16 protein-coding genes and 2 rRNA genes are annotated in these 18,201 nt (G+C 44.5%); 9 read left to right on the top strand and 9 right to left on the bottom strand.

The genetic code is table 11. The features are described 5' to 3' along the window. The first annotated feature begins 88 nt into the window (after nt 1-88). Together SVI_RS08180 and SVI_RS08175 are read left to right on the top strand one after the other, a co-directional pair. Nucleotides 89-730: a LysE family translocator gene (locus SVI_RS08180; protein ID WP_013051021.1), complete on the top strand. Its 642-nt coding sequence runs from the start codon at nt 89-91 to the stop codon at nt 728-730. Nucleotides 731-970: 240 nt separating this feature from the next. After that, a complete protein-coding gene (locus tag SVI_RS08175) occupies nt 971-1,336 on the top strand; it encodes a hypothetical protein (protein ID WP_041419800.1) in 366 nt (121 codons plus the stop codon). A gap of 33 nt (nt 1,337-1,369) precedes the next feature. Here SVI_RS08175 and SVI_RS08170 read toward each other — a convergent pair whose 3' ends face one another. From SVI_RS08170 to SVI_RS08160, 3 genes are read right to left on the bottom strand one after another with little or no spacing between them, the layout of a single operon-like run. Further along, nucleotides 1,370-2,920 (bottom strand): PhnE/PtxC family ABC transporter permease, encoded by a 1,551-nt coding sequence (locus SVI_RS08170; RefSeq protein ID WP_013051019.1) that lies wholly within the window; start codon nt 2,918-2,920, stop codon nt 1,370-1,372. Then, on the bottom strand, nt 2,913-3,602 hold the full coding sequence (locus SVI_RS08165; protein WP_013051018.1) for an ATP-binding cassette domain-containing protein: 690 nt from the start codon (nt 3,600-3,602) through the stop codon (nt 2,913-2,915). Before SVI_RS08165 ends, SVI_RS08170 begins: the two co-directional genes overlap by 8 nt. An 11-nt stretch (nt 3,603-3,613) precedes the next feature. Next, complete coding sequence (locus tag SVI_RS08160; protein WP_041419799.1) at nt 3,614-4,468, bottom strand: putative selenate ABC transporter substrate-binding protein; 855 nt, start codon at nt 4,466-4,468, stop codon at nt 3,614-3,616. Between the two features lie 228 nt (nt 4,469-4,696). Between SVI_RS08160 and SVI_RS08155 the strand changes: the two genes are divergently transcribed. Next, nucleotides 4,697-5,371 carry a response regulator gene (locus SVI_RS08155; RefSeq protein ID WP_013051016.1) on the top strand — a complete coding sequence of 225 codons (675 nt, stop codon included), beginning with the start codon at nt 4,697-4,699 and terminating at the stop codon, nt 5,369-5,371. After that, on the top strand, nt 5,362-6,714 hold the full coding sequence (locus SVI_RS08150) for an ATP-binding protein (protein WP_013051015.1): 1,353 nt from the start codon (nt 5,362-5,364) through the stop codon (nt 6,712-6,714). Before SVI_RS08155 ends, SVI_RS08150 begins: the two co-directional genes overlap by 10 nt. Before the next feature lie 84 nt (nt 6,715-6,798). On the opposite strand, the gene SVI_RS08145 is transcribed toward SVI_RS08150, so the two are convergent. Continuing rightward, entirely contained in the window at nt 6,799-7,494 is a 696-nt protein-coding gene (locus SVI_RS08145) for a 2OG-Fe(II) oxygenase (protein ID WP_013051014.1), read from the bottom strand. A gap of 153 nt (nt 7,495-7,647) precedes the next feature. Here SVI_RS08145 and SVI_RS08140 point away from each other — a divergent pair, with 153 nt between their 5' ends. Continuing rightward, nucleotides 7,648-8,907, top strand: coding sequence for an HD-GYP domain-containing protein (locus tag SVI_RS08140; protein WP_013051013.1), 1,260 nt, complete (start codon nt 7,648-7,650; stop codon nt 8,905-8,907). A gap of 212 nt (nt 8,908-9,119) precedes the next feature. Continuing rightward, nucleotides 9,120-9,440 (top strand): DUF3135 domain-containing protein, encoded by a 321-nt coding sequence (locus tag SVI_RS08135; protein ID WP_013051012.1) that lies wholly within the window; start codon nt 9,120-9,122, stop codon nt 9,438-9,440. Between the two features lie 4 nt (nt 9,441-9,444). On the opposite strand, the gene corA is transcribed toward SVI_RS08135, so the two are convergent. Further along, entirely contained in the window at nt 9,445-10,392 is a 948-nt protein-coding gene (gene corA, locus SVI_RS08130) for a magnesium/cobalt transporter CorA (protein WP_013051011.1), read from the bottom strand. A gap of 126 nt (nt 10,393-10,518) precedes the next feature. Beyond that, nucleotides 10,519-10,878 carry a hypothetical protein gene (locus tag SVI_RS08125; RefSeq protein ID WP_013051010.1) on the bottom strand — a complete coding sequence of 120 codons (360 nt, stop codon included), beginning with the start codon at nt 10,876-10,878 and terminating at the stop codon, nt 10,519-10,521. Between the two features lie 190 nt (nt 10,879-11,068). Here SVI_RS08125 and SVI_RS08120 point away from each other — a divergent pair, with 190 nt between their 5' ends. After that, the gene (locus tag SVI_RS08120) at nt 11,069-11,752 is read left to right on the top strand and encodes a DUF2057 domain-containing protein (RefSeq protein ID WP_013051009.1); all 684 of its coding nucleotides are present in this window, start codon (nt 11,069-11,071) and stop codon (nt 11,750-11,752) included. A 68-nt stretch (nt 11,753-11,820) separates the two neighbouring features. On the opposite strand, the gene SVI_RS08115 is transcribed toward SVI_RS08120, so the two are convergent. Then, entirely contained in the window at nt 11,821-12,870 is a 1,050-nt protein-coding gene (locus SVI_RS08115) for a patatin-like phospholipase family protein (RefSeq protein WP_013051008.1), read from the bottom strand. Between the two features lie 453 nt (nt 12,871-13,323). On the opposite strand from SVI_RS08115, the gene SVI_RS21420 reads away from it, so the two are divergent. Together SVI_RS21420 and SVI_RS08110 are read left to right on the top strand one after the other, a co-directional pair. Further along, nucleotides 13,324-13,518 carry a hypothetical protein gene (locus SVI_RS21420; RefSeq protein ID WP_013051007.1) on the top strand — a complete coding sequence of 65 codons (195 nt, stop codon included), beginning with the start codon at nt 13,324-13,326 and terminating at the stop codon, nt 13,516-13,518. Between the two features lie 599 nt (nt 13,519-14,117). Continuing rightward, nucleotides 14,118-14,378, top strand: a complete 261-nt coding sequence (locus SVI_RS08110) for a hypothetical protein (protein ID WP_041419798.1) — start codon at nt 14,118-14,120, stop codon at nt 14,376-14,378. Between the two features lie 233 nt (nt 14,379-14,611). On the opposite strand, the gene rrf is transcribed toward SVI_RS08110, so the two are convergent. Together rrf and SVI_RS08100 are read right to left on the bottom strand one after the other, a co-directional pair. Beyond that, a 5S ribosomal RNA gene (gene rrf / locus SVI_RS08105) occupies nt 14,612-14,727 on the bottom strand. A 157-nt stretch (nt 14,728-14,884) separates the two neighbouring features. Continuing rightward, nucleotides 14,885-17,789, bottom strand: a 23S ribosomal RNA gene (locus SVI_RS08100). Between the last annotated feature and the right edge of the window lie 412 nt (nt 17,790-18,201).

Below are 18,201 nucleotides of genomic sequence, written 5' to 3'. Positions count from 1 at the left end.
CCTATTTTTTATCTGAGTGCAATAATTTACAATACCTGAGTTCCTCAATCCCCCATGATAGCCACAAGTTATAAAATCGGATCTTAATATGGAACTGCATCTTCTTATCTCACTTGCCATTATTCACTCTGTCGCCTTGGCAAGCCCAGGCCCGGACTTCGCCCTAGTGGTAAAGATGGCTAGCCAGGAAAGTCGGCCTACGGCTATCGCATCAGCGGTGGGAATATCCGTGGCTATCTTGCTGCACAGTTTACTCAGCGTCACCGGGGTGAGTTTACTCATCAAGAGCTCAGACCTGCTTTTTGTCGCCGTACAATTAATAGGAGCGAGTTATCTTGGCTGGATGGGTATAGGTGCCATTCGCAGCACAGTCTCTCAATGGCGAAGCAAAGCGAGTTCACAACATCTAGATAATGATAATCACCTGGGATTATCCATCAAACAAGGGTTTTTCCAGGGACTGTACACTAACCTATTAAACCCAAAAGCTATGGTGTTCTTTATCACGCTGTTTTCCGCCATGATCACGCCTGATATTAACTTTATCACTAAGGTCAGCGCCGTGTTCATCATGCTAACCTTATCGTTAATATGGTTTATATTTATTGCCTTAGTCTTATCTAAACCCCTTATTCAACTGCGAGTAAAAAGAGCTAGCCCTGTCATTAATCTCGTCACAGGCATAGTGTTTATTACTATCGCAATTATCATAGTATCAGGCGTGATTTAAGCTTGTTTCGAGCAAGATGAAGAGCTCGACACTTTCATGGATAGCCTGCCGATGATGTCTCACACTTAATCGAGTCAATTCATCCAAGCTGAGCGAACCTAAGCGCAGAGACAGGTCATAAGTGATGTATTTGACAAATAAAACTGCATCTTAGAGTAGAAATGTGAACACCACCAAGGTTTTAGTATCCACAAATAGACTAGTCTCTGGGTATAAATTTCTTGTTCCTAGGAAGCTCACATGTGGTGGCGTATCATTATCATCTCTCTGGCTTTTTTATTGATCGGCGCTCACTTCATGCGTTATGGCTATATTCTTGCTTGCTCACTATTCGCATTGGCTCCCCTACTGCTTTTCATCAGACATAAATTAGCGACTCGCCTGTTACAAGTGACCCTGTTAATTAGCACCTTACTGGTATGGGGAGTGAGCGGATATGAATTAGTACAGATGCGATTAATTCTTGAACAACCTTGGCTCCGTTTAAGCGTGATTATATCCGCAGTGGCAGGTTTCACCTTGATCGCGGCAGCTTGTTGTAATGGCATTATCGCTAAACGTTTGAGGGCCAAAACACTATTCAACACCTCAAACATCATTAATTAGAATGCGTTGACTAAGTGTTTAAAACTAACTTAGCTACTTATTGCCACTGCAGGTCATCTGCTGATTCATATTCGCGGTTAATAAACGCCGGCTGACTATATCGACGACTATGTTGAGCATGGCGGTACACATCAACAGAAATAATGCCGAGCTGTAGCGGATCTCTGCAAAGCCACTGTCTATATAAAAACCTAAGGTCGCAACTCCTAACATGCCCAGTATCGCTGTCTCACGTAAGATAACTTCGAAACGATAAAACACCAGTCCCATAAGGTTGGGGTATATCTGAGGCAAGACCTCATAACAATATCCATCGAGCCTAGCATTATAATCTGCCGAGACCTCGAGGGTATCCGACTGCCGCACGGTTAAATAAGCGATCAAAGCCCCATTGTGAAGCGCCAGAGCTAGCATAGCCGGTAGCATAGATGGACCCAATAACATCATAAAAACAAAGGCAAAAATATACTCAGGCACAGACCGTAACACGAGCAAACAAAACTTAGTACAGTTCGAAAGTAAGGGGCCACTCAACCTTCTGGATGAAAGCGCTGAGCTCAACAAGGCTATGATGTGGGCCATGGCCAATGCAGATAATGCCAGCAGCAAGGTAATGGCTAAACCCGGTAAGGCTTGAGAGAAAAATAATCTATGTCCCCAGCTCAGCAGCTGATTGACTAGCTTGAGATCAATTTGACCCCAATGTTCAATATTCTGCAAGGCGGGAGGTAAGATATCTAGTGTAATGAAGCGCCATAGCAGCATGCCATCGACACTGGGGATATTAGGCAGAGTATATAAACTGGCCACAATATAAATTAAAATGAGCTTAGGTCGGCACCAATACTTTATGGTACCAATCAAGGCAATAAACAGCATTAGCAGGGCCGCACCTTCATGGTAATTACCCTGTCTGAAAGCCGTTTCCAGATAAAAACCTATGGTCGGCATGCCGATAAATCCCAGTACAGCGCTACTTCTCAGGGCACATTCGAATCGATAACGCACATAAGCTAACATTGAGGGCAATACATGGCTGATGCGGCCATAAAAGTATCGGCTAATGCTATCTGTATTGGCTGGCAAAGTTTGAGTCGTGGTTTGGGGGGCTTGTAACAAGATATCGTTAAATACCCTGGCAAAAGTTGCGCCGTAGGGTAAGGCAATAGCCAATACTCCCGTTATAGGCGACAAGCCAAATACCTGCAAAAACAGCAGAGCCCAAAATATTTCATGAATGGAACGTGTGACCGCACATAAGGCCGCAACCAAGCGGTTGGAATACAGGAAAGATAATGGCCCCCCGAAGAGCAAGCCAGCGACCACACCTAACAGAGCAAAAGATACCGTTTGCCACAGAGACTCCAGTAAGTACTCAGTGGCAAAAAAATCTGGGGTAATAAAACCCTCAGCCATTCTCAGCAGCTCACTCCAAGGGTCGAGAGAGATAACCTGAGTATCGGACAAGGAAAAACATAAGCCAGCAACGAGCCATAACAGCAAGGTGACCTTCTGCCAATAACTAAAAAATGAATAATGTCTGCTTGTATCCGCAGCCATATATTTTGGCTGGGGGTTAGGCATGGTTTAATCTATCTGACACTGAGCTAGAAACCGAGCCAGAGTAAAGTTCATCGATATGATTCGAGGTTATTTCTCCGTGGGCAATATCCAGTTTTAGTTGGCCCTGGCTCAGGCCGATAACACGATCGAAATGTGTTAACGCAGCTGACTTATCATGCAGCACCATGATCACAGTTTCATGACGGGCAAACACGAGATCCAATAGACGTTTGCCCATAATAGGATCTAAAGCCGAAAAGGGCTCATCACCAATAAAGATAGATTGCTCTTGGTATAAGGCTCTGGCTAATGCGACGCGTTGTCTTTGACCACCTGACAGTGTTGCAAGCTTCTTACTCATATGAAAATCGAGTTCGAGCTCCCGGCATAAATCATTGACTTCACTTAAGGGCTTCTTGAATGGGGCAATCAAATTGGCGAGGTTGTAAAGCCAGTGATGCCTAGCTAATGACCCCATAAAGACATTATGATACGTACTTAGGCTATCAACCAGCCCTTGTTTTTGTGAACAATAAGCGGCCTTATCTTTGAGCAACAGATAGAGGTGAGCCAACAGCGTCGACTTACCTGCCCCAGAGCTGCCTATGATAGCCACCTTCTCTCCGGCCTCGATAGTCAAAGAGAGTCTATCGATAGCCAGTTTGTCAGCATATTTAAGGGTCAAGTTTTCAAATGTGATCATAGCGAATAAAACTAGTCGATAAGCCCTATGGTTTTAGCAATATTTTCGATAGGTTGATAATCTGCATTATCAGCTGCTACAAAAGACGTTCTTGGAAAGCTTGCGAGAAGGTCCGGATCTTTCATATCAAGCAGGGCTTGTGTCAGCTTTGTCTTAAAGTCTTTACCAAATGTCTTATCCACCCCTTCCCTTACCGTCCACTGATAATCTGGGTACACAGGACTCTGCCAGATAACATCGACCTTATCCAGATCGACAATGCCTTTTGCCAATGCCATCTCCCACACCTTGTAGTTAACCGCGCCAACCTGATACGCGCCAGCCTGAACTTGAGCTATGGTGCGGCTATGATCACCGGAGAAGCCTATGCGGGTGAACACATCTTCGGCCTTTTTACCAAGATTTCTCTCGATAAAAAATTGTGGCATAAGACGGCCCGATGTTGAGCCTTTTGAGCCATAGGTAAAAGTATAACCATTTAAATTAGGAAAACTGTCAGATGGCATAATATCGACGGAATGATGTGCAATAAAGTAACTCTTAAAGAACTGATCTTCATAGCCCTGAGCAATCGCTTCGGAGCCAGGAACCAGACGGCGAGCCTGGACACCAGACAAACCACCAAACCAAGCAAGCTGAACTTGGTTATTTCTAAATGCGGTCACAGCAGCAGAATAAGATTTAACCGGAATATATTTCACTTCTACGCCTAATTTGTTCTCAAGATATTCAGCAACCTTGTCGAATCGTGTACGAAGCCGACTCTCATCTTCATCGGGAATGGCGGTGAAAGTAAATACAGTCGCAAGAGCACCGGAAGANAGTGTGCTTAAGAGAAGTAGAGCGACTATGTTTATTAGCCTCATTAGATGTTTCCTATCAGTAAAAATTGTGCGGAATTCTAACGATAATGGCCTAAGAAACAAAGTCATTTATTACAAAAATAAGGGACATAGGTTATTTACCTCCGTTTATCTAGCAAACAAGTCAGCTCTTATTAAGTTAGCATCGAGTAAAATATTGATAAATAAAGATATTGGAAATACACCTTTATCTGAGTAAACTGTTGTAAATAATTATAAAGGCATAAGATTATGAGAATTTTGGTTGTAGAAGACGATCCTATCTTGTCTCACCATTTAAAAGTGCAATTGAGTGAGTTGGGAAATCAAGTTCAGGTCGCATTGACCGCAAAAGAAGGATTTTATCAAGCTACCAATTACCCCATAGACGTTGCCATTATAGACTTAGGCTTACCAGACCAAGATGGTATGACCTTGATTAAAAACCTACGCGATAATGAGTTAAAGGCACCGATCCTTATCTTAACCGCCAGAGTCAATTGGCAAGATAAGGTCGAGGGGCTCAATGCAGGGGCCGATGATTACCTGGTCAAGCCATTCCAGAAAGAGGAGTTGGTTGCCCGCCTCGATGCTTTAGTCAGACGCAGTTCAGGATTTGTTAGACCCAAGATCAACTCTGGTGCCCTAGAATTGGATCTCGCTGCTAAGCAAGTCTCCATGAACAGTGTTCCCATGGAGATCACGGCCTTTGAATATCTTATACTCGAGTATCTGATGCGTCATTGCCATGAGGTTGTCGCTAAGCAACGTCTGTTAGATGTGATCTATGGCGATAAAGAGGGTGATCCAAACACCATAGAAGTCATGGTATCTAGGCTAAGAAAGAAACTCACTAAAGAGGGGCTGGATAATCCTATTGCCACAATTCGCGGTCAAGGCTACAAATTTGATTTACCATGCAGTTAAGGTTTAAATTTAAGAAACGTCTGCTAACTAGGATGTTTCTCACTTCCCTGTCAATTATTGCCTTAGTTGGATTCGGTTTAGCCTGGCTAGTCAATATCCTACATGCACAAGACAACTACAACGAAGAGACAGCTCAACTCATCGCTGAACTTCCTAGAGTCGCCGCCGAACTAAGAGTTAGTGGTCTACTCCCTGCAAGTAGTGACGACTGGCTAGAAGAAAACAATATCCCAGAAAGCTATATCATAGCCAGTTGTGATATCAAGTATAAACAAATTTGGACCTCATCCCAGGCCGTCAATAAAGGACTTTTCGACACCTGCGAACGCTTCAACGAAATTCGTCATGACTCCCCGCCCTACTATCTCAATCTTGCAGATAATAAGGGGTATTTTATCTATTTACTCTCATTAGACATATCTGGCAATCAATACAACCTACTGGTGATGAAAGATGCTGAAAAGCTCGAGAAGGAGTTAGACACATTTAGCCGACGCACTTATTTCAGACTCGCCATGGTATTTGCTCTGGCCCTAGTGTTGTTAATCAGTGCCGGTTACTGGGGAATGCGCCCTTTAACTCGAATGAGAGACGAATTAGACAGTGTCAGTAGCGGCAAGACTAAAGCATTATCACAAGATTATCCCGTTGAGCTCGAAGGTGTCACTCAAGCACTCAACCAGCTGTTATCTCAATCCAGTGCGCAACAGCAGAGGTATCAGAATGCGATGAACGATCTTGCCCATAGCCTGAAGACACGCCTTGCAGCTGTACACGCTATTACAGATGATGCCTCATTAAATAAACAAGAGGCAAGCGAGCGGATCATGCAGCAGGTCAGTCAGATGGATTTGCTGGTTAAGTATCAGCTAAAGCGTGCCATGCTGGGTCGTAAAGGACTGAAAAATGAGCAAACCTTAATTGCCCCTCTGGTCAATCAACTTTCGCAGATGCTATTTAAGGTTTACCGTGATAAGCAGGTACAATTTACTGCTTATATTCCTCAGGAACATGCTTTCCCCGGTGATAAGGGCGATTTAATGGAGCTGTGCGGTAACTTGATGGAGAACGCATTCAAACTGTGTATCAGTCAGGTGAGAGTCACAGCCAGTTATAGCGACGCCGGAGAGTTTGAGTTAATTGTCGAAGATGATGGGCCTGGCATCGAGGAAAGTTTGCGCCAAAGGATCATCGAACGAGGTGTCAGAGCCGACACACAAAAAGCGGGACAAGGAATAGGTCTTGCCGTATGTAATGAGATAGTCATCAGTTACAACGGTAAGTTGAGCATAGAAGCCTCTGAACTCGAAGGCGCTAAGTTTAGGATAACTATTCCGATTTAACTGCAGAAGTATTATCAATCACTAGACAGCTAGTGACTATGGATCTAGACGCGGGGGCTGGTACACGGCCCCCGTATTCATAGGCTAGCCTATAGGCGCATATAATTGTTCTGCCCGATTAAACATCACCCAAGAAGTCGCAATATATTTATCACCACTGATAGGCTTGTTGCCTCGATGTGAGTGGGTAAATCCCGCTGGCGCTATGACCATGGTGCCCTTCTTAGGTTTAAGTTTTCTATTTTGATAGAAAAACTCGGTTTCGCCTCCTTCCTCTACATCATTAAGATAAAACATATAAAGCACCACGCGATGCAAGGCTTCATTATACCCCTCCTGGGGAAACTGCTCCGAGTGCCAGTGAGGATAACCCCCTAGCCCCTTCTGATATTTCTGAACATTGATGGTGCCACTGCGATAAAGGTATTTAACTAATGCCTCGGATCTAGGCTCACCTAGACTCTGATAGTTGTCTGGCGTCAGCGCAACACCTTGCCCTTTATCATCAGAGACTTGCACCGACACCGCCCCCATCAATGCCAAGGAGTATTGATTGAAATACTTGGTAGAGAATTTCAATGTATAAGTTAGTAATTCATTTCTTATACCCTGTAAGTCCTCAAAACTGTCTAGAGTAAGGTCACGACTTATTTTCTTTTCTAGATCGACCCCCTGGCCGGTTCTGCCATCTGTGACCCCCTTGTGTTGTTCGAAACACGCCATCAGGCGGTCACATAAATCATCAGGAATAGCATTGGGGTATACTTCAATGAAGTCCATTTTTTTAAACTTTGTCTATTCAGTATTAAGTCTATGCTGACACATGGGTTAAGCGATTGTAAAGCGATTGAGTTAAATTGAAATATTACTATAACAATCAAGCGAGTTCTGGAATAATTGCCCTACAGGCATGGGGAATCGAATAAGAAGAATATGAACAAAAGCCGTAAAGTTGCAGTCAATCAATTACAAGTCGGTAATTTCATCCGCCTGCCAATTTCTTGGAAAGATCACCCCTTTCTATTCAGTAGTTTCAGACTCAAGCAGCAGGCACAAATCGAGCTCATAAAAAAATTGGCTATCGAATTTGTTTATGTGGATCTAGAGCGAAGTGATATTCCCCCTCTCACCGAAGAAGTCGCCAGAACGAAAGTACAGACACCACAGAAAGAAGATCTAGATTCGCTCACTATCGAAATGCAAAAAACCAAAACTGAGCGTATCGAAAAACTCAAACAAATGCGCAGGGACCTGCAGAAAACCGAGCAGGATTTTGACCGTTCCATCGCAAAAATGCGTAACTTGGTAGCCAAATTACGCAATCGTCCGCTAAATGCCATAGATGATGCCAAAGAGTTGATTAATGAAATGAGTGAGAAATTACTTAATTCGGATAACTTGGTTCTACATCTGATGGGCGAAGCCAAAGATGACGAATCGATTTATTATCACTCTCTTAATGTCGCCGTACTCTCCATGTTAATGGCAAAAGAGCTGGGCTGGGATAAAACCGACATAGAATTAGTCGGCATGGGCTCCTTGTTTCATGATACAGGCAAATTGAAAATCCCTACACAATTAGTCAGGAAGAAGACGCCATTAACGCCGCCTGAAGTTAACTTTATGAAGCAACACCCCGTCATGGGGGCCGACTTATTGAAACTCGCTGAAAACTTTCCCTCCGGCGCCATGCCGATCGTACTCAATCATCATGAATACCTAGACGGTTCTGGCTATCCAAGAGGACTGAAAGAGAATAACATCGATAAGTTGTGCCAGCTCGTGGCCGTTGTTAATTTATATGACTCTCTGTGTCACCCTGATACACAGATGAAGGCACGTACTCCTTATGCGGCACTGGGTCATATCTATAAAAATTTCAAGACTCAACTAAACCAAGAAGTAACAGGCAAGATGATTAAGATGTTGGGCATCTATCCACCAGGCAGTATTGTAGAGTTATCATCAGGACAATTTGCCATGGTCATGTCAGTCAACCTAGACAAGATATTGTTCCCCAGGATACTGGTCTACGATGCCATGGTTCCCAAAGATCAGGCCCCCATTGTAGACCTTGAAGTTGAAGGTCTTAGCATAGTGCGCTGTATACAACCTATGGCGTTACCCGAGAAGATATTCAAATATTTAAACCCCAGAGAGCGTGTCAGTTACTATATAGGTTCAGATAAGTAAGTTATTTTTCGATTTAAATGTCAAAAGATGGGATGGAGATGAAAGATACTGAATGTCTATGAAAAGAAGACTTAAGTCCTCCTATTGAACAAAATACTGGCATTATTATAATTAAAACCCAACACATTCCCCCTTGTTATTCGCAAGTTTTCTTGCCGAATACTAAACTATTCACTAATTTAAAGGTAACGCTATCTTCTGGGGGAGAAGCTATGACTGAATTACCTGACTTCGATAAACTCAGGTGGCTGGCAGAAAATGAGCCAGATGAACTCGAAGAACTTCAACAAACACTCTGTAAAGAAGCCATAGACAGCTGTCCGGAATCGAATAAAGAACAACTGATATCCATGCAGTTTCATTTGAAACAACAACTGTCACTCTGTAGCAATCCTTACCACAGATGCTATTTAGCCATTAAGATCATGAATGACAAGTTTATTGCCCTAAACACCATAATGAATAGCCCCGAAGAATTTCGACAACAAAATGCCAAAATTCTGATACTGCCGGCTAAAAAGGCTATCGACTAACAGACTAGAGCCAACCTTTCCGCTTGAAGAATGCATATGTTCCACCGGCACTGGCCAACATCATCAAAATGGCCATAGGGTAACCAAACTGCCATGCAAGCTCTGGCATATTAGTGAAGTTCATTCCATAAGCACTGGCTATCACAGTTGGCGGAAGGAAAATGACTGCGGCAACAGAAAATATTTTGATAATCTTATTCTGTTGCAATCCACTGAATCCCATAGCGGCATCAAGCAGAAAATTTAACTTATCAAAGATAAACTGACTGTGGGGCATCAAGGATTCGATATCTAGCAACATCTCACGCAAATCTTTAAGGTTATCGTCTGTGAGCTCGCCACGATAATATCTTTGCATGTAACGCAGTGAGCGTTGAGTATCCAGCAGACTCAATCGAATCTTACCATTTGAGTCTTCCTGCAAGGTAATGAGTTTAAATACCTCATCTAATTCATTATTTTCAAATACCTGCTCACTAACCCCATCAACAACCGAATAAATATCTTCAATAAGATCTGATAAGTAATCGACTTTAAGGTTAAACAACTCAAGGAACAGCCCTTGAGGTGTAGTGACTTTGATACGCCCCAGCCTTAGATAGTTTCTAAGCAAACGAATCAGGCCAACATCATCTTCTCTAATCGTAAGCAGGAAATCTTTACGTAAGTTAAATGAGACGTTAACGCCTTTTACGTCTTGGCCAACTCGAAGCGGGAACAAGGAATTAATATGCAAACCGTCGTTGTTTTGATAAAAACGTGCAGAAGCTTCAATTTCATTGATATCTTCTTCCTCTGGTACCTCTTCAACAGAGTATTTACTCAGCCATTCGCGTTCTTGGTCACTGGGTTTGAAAAGGTCTAGCCAGAGCGTATCCGGAGGTACAACATCCTGTATGTTCAATTCAGTAATCGCTAGTTCACGATTTTTATAGACATAAGCAGTTATCATGGTACCTCCTGAAAAACACTATATCGGATTTTTTTATGACATAGGGCAGGGTAAAAAACGAGACTATTCTACCTTAATCGACAAGATAAAAAAGCATTATAAACAATAATCTAGTCAAAAATCCCGTTACATAGAGTTTGCAATAATGACACGATCTTGATCCGATAAACGAATGTGGATACCCTCGACTGTGGTGAGCTTATTATTAAATATATCTTTCTTTCTCACATGATAAACACTTGTGCTGTCTTTTATCGGCGATACTATAGTCACTGTCACGACTTGGTTACCGTCTTGCCAATTCCAATACCAATACCCGGTGCTTCCGAGCATAGACACGGCTATCAAGCCCATAAAAATATAACGCAGCATAATGGACTTACCTTCAGCTTCGATTTCGGTTTGAGCAGGTAGTCGAGCAGGTTTTCTTAAGTAGAAAAAAGCGCCGACAATGACTAAGGCAGTGATCAGTATTTTCGTGAGCACGGCAACTCCAATAGTGAAATAGTCTGAGATTATAACGCCTTTTTGATACTGGAACTGATACAAATTACTAGCCGAACACCAGGAAATAGCGAATACGAATCCAACAATGGCATCTTCTGCGATAGCGATTACATTAATCGACTTAAAAGTGATATATATTTAGCCAATAGATCTAACCTCGGGACTCCCTATGAAGCACACTTTAGCCCTCGCAGTCATGTTAACTGCGGCCTGTTCACTGCCAGCATATGCAAACATTAGCCTTACTTTACCTAAGTCCGCGCAACTCCTAGTGGTTAATGGTGTCGTGATGGAAGACAAAACCTCACTTGATCTAAATGACGGTAATAATCAGATAGTGTTTAAATATAACACCAGCTTCTGGCAACAAGGTCAGCAACGCAGGTTTGCATCCGAAGCTGTTGTGCTCACCTTCTCAGGAACTAACCAGGAGTACAGTCTATCCCTGCCCAAGTTAAGATCCAGTGCACAAGCCGACAGGTTTAATAAGCAACCACAAATTATCTTAGAAGATGATAATGGCAAGAGTGTCGACCACAACAGCCATGTGTTACTCAAGGTAGGGTTACAATTAGGCCGTGACTATGCTCAAGAAGTCGCAAGCTATAACCAAACAGGTGCTATAGCCGCATTAACAGCATTGGTACCAACAGCAGATATAACCAGCCTGCCAGCTCCACAAACGACCTCTGTAGCAACAGCTGCAATACTCAATTCAGCAAGCGCTAACACCACAAATAATATAAAAATACACAAGGACCAGATCAATGTCGGTCAAATGCTGGATTTTTGGTACAGTCAAGCCGATGAAGAGACCCGCAAGGCCTTTAAAGACCGCATAAAACAAAACTAACAGCAGAGCTCATAGCCTAAAGCCAGTGGTCTTCTCTCTCTGGCTTGAAGCTGGTCATCACCATTCTACTAGCAGTAGTGAACCCGCTTAACTCTCGTATTGGATCGCGCCAAACTATCCTGAAAATGAAGCGAATGAGCAGGTGATAAATCTAATGCCGGATTGTCCTCGATAAAACCTAAACCTGCACGTTTTCCCATTAGATAATCATGCTCAAGCTGGGCATCTGCACTGCCTAAGATATGGCTGGTAAGTCTGGACTCTGGGAATATTTGTACTACCTCAACATCATCCGGTGGTGATGCGATAAACTGTAAAGAGTGCTTATAAGCGGCTTCATGGTGAACGAAATAATCCAGTGCCTTAGGGCAACGATTAGACGAGCAAATCCAGGATTTAAGCCGATTAACCCAAGGTGTATGAGCCGTGTACTCTTTGGGCATAGTACGGATAACCACTATCTTTCTCGCCCCTCGTTTGTAAGCTTCCTCCACGGGTAAAGGGGCCGACAAACCACCATCCACATGATAATCCCCCTCAATCTTGACTCCCTTACGATAAAGGTAAGGCAGAGCACTCGATGCCTTGAGCAAGGTTAACCAATTTGTGGCATTAGGCGTTGAGAACTCAGCCCGATAACTGGAACTATTTGTGGTGGAGATAAGTAAGTTGCGACTCTCTAGTTTAGTCAGACCATACTCGGTATTTAAACGAAATTGTGCATCACTAACCTGATCGAAATACCAGTCAAGGTCGACAGTATTGGCGCCTTTTAAGCCCCGTTTTATATTAAAGAACTGCGACTGTTTCGACAAATGAGCAATAGATGCCTGAGCAAACCCAACTTGCCCGGTCAGATAACTCGATAGGTTCTGCGCCCCAGCAGAGGTGCCTATCAGTAACTCAAATGGATTATATCCACTCTCTAACCAGCTATCGAGTACACCTGCGGTAAATATCCCTCTCTGGCCGCCGCCTTCGGCTATCAAAGCTGTATGTGCAATAGGTTCAGGCGTGTTATAGCGCTGAACAATACCTTCGTTTAAGGATGGATCATCGGCAAGTACAGGATCAATAAATGGCTTGAAATTGGAATTGGAAGCAATGGATAACGGCATAAGAAGACCTGAAAGTTAATTCCCCCACGGAACCCCATCAAATCTATAGATCTAGGCCTAACTTGTATAATTGATTATTTAAATCACCCACATAGAAGAACCCAATTAAGATTAACCAACGCTAAACAAGTTTGGATCTAAGGCTTGCCCAACTAGTTTATTATCCCTAAGGTCAATGCTGAAGAAAGAAGTATTGAAGCACTAAGAACAGCGATTTAGATATGTAAAACTGGACTAGCTTGGAACAATAAAAGAAGGCCTTCCAATGGCCTAGCTTAGAGCCTTTACACTCCCACCATTGCGGAGGTCGAACATATGGGGCGGAGAAATAAAGCTTTGGATACACAACATTAGTTATTTGGAACAAAGAGCGGAGCTGCCTTCCAATTCCAATGGTCCAGCTTTTTTCAGTTTGCATGACTTAGTCTCACATGGGGGTGAAATTACGGTGCTTTGAACACACAGTATTCAGCCATAATTGAACGCGGAGAAACTTGGTTTCGTAGCGGGGGAGCAAGCCACAGGGATGTGGTGAATGTCAGAAATGCATGGATGCAATTGCTGACCAAGCTCAGCGGCGGGGCGACCGCCATGGATGGCGGAAGTGTCGATATTGAAGGAGCATTTATCGACCGACATCGGGGGTAGGCATTCATGCCTTCCTAAGTCGATAAGTCACCTGCCTAAATTGACGTGGATATGGGTACCGGTAAGTTCGAGCTAAACAGCCAAAACTTTATTAAATCCCAGACGCAAAAAAGCCACCTTATTCAGGTGGCTTAGTTACTGTTAAATCAGGAGTGCGCCTGTTATAGAACAAAAGGTGGAGGCGCCTTCCAATGGTCCGGCTTCGAGCAAGCCCTCCGCGTTGACTCACAAGGATGTGAGGAATGTAGAAAATGTCTGGAACGTTTTTCTACCAACCCAGCATCAAGCTACGCTTGATAAGCGCAAGGACTTCACCCTACGACCCACAGGGACGTGGGAAGTGTCGAGATTGCAGGAGCAAATCTCTACCTAGCACATAAAAGGAAGCATGCTTCGCATACGCTATTTATGTCCCCATGTGAGAAGGTCATCTTTCCAGGCTAAAACGAAAAAATCCCCAACACAAAGTGCTGGGGATTTATCGACTCTCTTTAAGAGAAATTAGACGCCTGGAAATGGCCTAGGCTCACATGGGGGCGAAAAAGTAGCGCTTTGAATGCATAGCATTCTGCTGCTTTGTAGCGCGTAATGACGTAGTCATGAAGCTGGGGACCCCGCTCAGCGGCGGGGCGACCGCCATGGATGGCGGAAGTGTCGAGATTGCAGGAGCAAATATCTACCTATCACATGGAATGAACCTCACTGCGTTCGGGCTTTTACATTCCCCATGTGAGAAGGTTATTTCAAAAGCTGTTAAACGAAAAAATCCCCAACACAAAGTGCTGGGGATTTATCGACTCTCTTTACGAGAAATTAGGCGCCTGGAAATGACCTACTCTCACATGGGGGCGAAAAAGTAGCGCTTTGAATACACAGTATTCTGCTGCTTTGTAGCGCGTAATGACGTAGTCATGAAGCTGGGGACCCCGCTCAGCGGCGGGGCGACATAGGGGGTAGGCATTGCACGTACGTGCTTAAGTGGATAAGCCACCTGCCTACATTGACGTTGGATATGGGTAATAAAATCTATATTTAAAAACATCCAGACGCAAAAAAGCCACCTTAATAAGGTGGCTTAGTTACTTAATTAGGCGCCTGGAAATGACCTACTCTCACATGGGGAGACCCCACACTACCATCGGCGCGATTGCGTTTCACTTCTGAGTTCGAGATGGGTTCAGGTGGTGCCACAATGCTATGGTTTCCAGACTAATTTGGTAAATTTGAAAAGCTGTCTATTCAGAATCTTTTAAAATATTCTAAATAGCTTTAAATAAAGTAATAATTGGTTCGACTTAAATCAAGTTCGTATTCTTTTGTGCTTGTAAAGTAATCATCATTAACGCTACAAACCCATCTGGGTTGTATGGTTAAGCCTCACGAGTCATTAGTACAGGTTAGCTCAACGCCTCACAACGCTTACACACCCTGCCTATCAACGTCCTAGTCTCGAACGGCTCTTTAGAGGAATTAAATTCCTAGGGATGACTCATCTTAGGACTCGCTTCCCGCTTAGATGCTTTCAGCGGTTATCGATTCCGAACGTAGCTACCGGGCAATGCTATTGGCATAACAACCCGAACACCAGCGGTTCGTCCACTCCGGTCCTCTCGTACTAGGAGCAGCTTCCTTCAATCATCCAACGCCCACGGCAGATAGGGACCGAACTGTCTCACGACGTTCTGAACCCAGCTCGCGTACCACTTTAAATGGCGAACAGCCATACCCTTGGGACCGACTTCAGCCCCAGGATGTGATGAGCCGACATCGAGGTGCCAAACACCGCCGTCGATATGAACTCTTGGGCGGTATCAGCCTGTTATCCCCGGCGTACCTTTTATCCGTTGAGCGATGGCCCTTCCATACAGAACCACCGGATCACTATGACCTACTTTCGTACCTGCTCGACGTGTATGTCTCGCAGTTAAGCTGGCTTATGCCATTGCACTAACCGTACGATGTCCGACCGTACTTAGCCAACCTTCGTGCTCCTCCGTTACTCTTTGGGAGGAGACCGCCCCAGTCAAACTACCCACCAGACACTGTCCTCAACCCCGATTCAGGGGCCTAAGTTAGAACATCAAAACTACAAGGGTGGTATTTCAAGGTTGACTCCACAAAAACTAGCGTCTCTGCTTCAAAGTCTCCCACCTATCCTACACATGTAGGTTCAATGTTCAGTGCCAAGCTATAGTAAAGGTGCACGGGGTCTTTCCGTCTAGCCGCGGGTATACGGCATCTTCACCGCAATTTCAACTTCACTGAGTCTCGGCTGGAGACAGCGTGGCCATCATTACGCCATTCGTGCAGGTCGGAACTTACCCGACAAGGAATTTCGCTACCTTAGGACCGTTATAGTTACGGCCGCCGTTTACCGGGGCTTCGATCATGAGCTTCTCCGAAGATAACCCAATCAATTAACCTTCCGGCACCGGGCAGGCGTCATACCGTATACTTCCTCTTGCGAGTTTGCACAGTACTGTGTTTTTGATAAACAGTTGCAGCCACCTGGTATCTGCGACTCCCGGCAGCTTAGAGAGCAAGTCTCATCACCGCTGGGAGCGTACCTTCTCCCGAAGTTACGGTACCATTTTGCCTAGTTCCTTCAGCCGAGTTCTCTCAAGCGCCTTGGTATTCTCTACCCAACCACCTGTGTCGGTTTGGGGTACGATTCCTACTAACCTGAAGCTTAGAAGATTTTCCTGGAAGCATGGCATCAACTACTTCATCACCTTAGTGACTCGTCATCAGTCCTCAGTCTTGCAATTTAATGCGTATTCCCGGATTTGCCTAAGAATACAACCTACAACCTTAAACGCGGACAACCAACGCCGCGCTAGCCTAGCCTTCTCCGTCTCTCCATCGCAGTTAGTAGAAGTACAGGAATATTAACCTGTTTCCCATCGATTACGCCTTTCGGCCTCACCTTAGGGGTCGACTTACCCTGCCCTGATTAACATTGGACAGGAAACCTTGGTCTTTCGGCGAGGGAGTTTTTCACTCCCTTTATCGTTACTCATGTCAGCATTCGCACTTCTGATACCTCCAGGATGGGTTACCCCTTTCCCTTCAACGGCTTACAGAACGCTCCTCTACCGCTTGCTAGTAAACTAGCAAACCCATAGCTTCGGTGTATTGCTTAGCCCCGTTAAATCTTCCGCGCAGGCCGACTCGACTAGTGAGCTATTACGCTTTCTTTAAAAGATGGCTGCTTCTAAGCCAACTTCCTAGCTGTCTAAGCCTTCCCACATCGTTTCCCACTTAGCAATAACTTTGGGACCTTAGCTGATGGTCTGGGTTGTTTCCCTTTTCACGACGGACGTTAGCACCCGCCGTGTGTCTCCCGAGTAGTACTCATTGGTATTCGGAGTTTGCAAAGGGTTGGTAAGTCGGGATGACCCCCTAGCCTTAACAGTGCTCTACCCCCAATGGTATTCGCTCGAGGCGCTACCTAAATAGCTTTCGAGGAGAACCAGATATCTCCCGGTTTGATTGGCCTTTCACCCCCATCCACAAGTCATCCGCTCATTTTTCAACATAAGTCGGTTCGGTCCTCCAGTTGATGTTACTCAACCTTCAACCTGCCCATGGATAGATCACCGGGTTTCGGGTCTACACCTTGCAACTAAACGCGCAGTTAACACTCGGTTTCCCTACGGCTCCGCTATTCGCTTAACCTCGCTACAAAATGTAAGTCGCTGACCCATTATACAAAAGGTACGCAGTCACGGTCTCAAGAACCGCTCCCACTGCTTGTACGTATACGGTTTCAGGTTCTATTTCACTCCCCTCACAGGGGTTCTTTTCGCCTTTCCCTCACGGTACTGGTTCACTATCGGTCAGTCAGGAGTATTTAGCCTTGGAGGATGGTCCCCCCATGTTCAGACAAGATGTCACGTGTCCCGTCCTACTCGTTTTCATCTATGGTTAGTTTTCATGTACGGGGCTATCACCCTGTGCCGCTGAGCTTTCCAACTCATTCCACTAACACCCCATAGACTTAAGGGCTAATCCCCGTTCGCTCGCCGCTACTAGGGGAATCTCGGTTGATTTCTTTTCCTCCGGGTACTTAGATGTTTCAGTTCCCCGGGTTTGCCTCACATACCTATGTATTCAGTATGTGATACTCACTTATGTGAGTGGGTTTCCCCATTCGGATATCGTTAGCTCAAATGCTTGTTACTAGCTCGCCAACGCTTTTCGCAAGTTACTACGTCCTTCATCGCCTCTGACTGCCAAGGCATCCACCGTATACGCTTAGTCACTTAACCATACAACCCACATAGGTCTTTATCCGCTTGCCACTGAGCCACTATGCTGCGTTCATAAGTCGCACTTGTCAGTTATGTAGTAAACTACACGCCTTCCTCGTTTGCCTTATCGCCTTGCCTAGTACCACATTGACTGCGCTAATCTTATCTATTGCTCTCTGCTGGTAAGCAGGGAACGAGATGTATCGCAACTAATGGTGTTTACTTTCGCCAAAAGAATACTCTTGAATTGCATCACTGCAATTCGGCACTTAATTTAAGTGTTTGAGAACTCAATTATTTATTTATTTTTCGCGCTAATGCTATTAACCACTGTAATCGCCATCTCTTACGAGATATCTTTCACAATAGTCCCTTTCGCATTAACACTATCAGCTTTCCAAATTTTTAAAGAACGGGCTTAAAAAAGCCA

This window comes from Shewanella violacea DSS12 (assembly GCF_000091325.1).
Classification (GTDB): Bacteria; Pseudomonadota; Gammaproteobacteria; order Enterobacterales; family Shewanellaceae; genus Shewanella; species Shewanella violacea.
The sequence above is the reverse complement of the archived record's forward strand: the minus strand, read 5'-3'. Positions and strand labels throughout refer to the sequence as shown.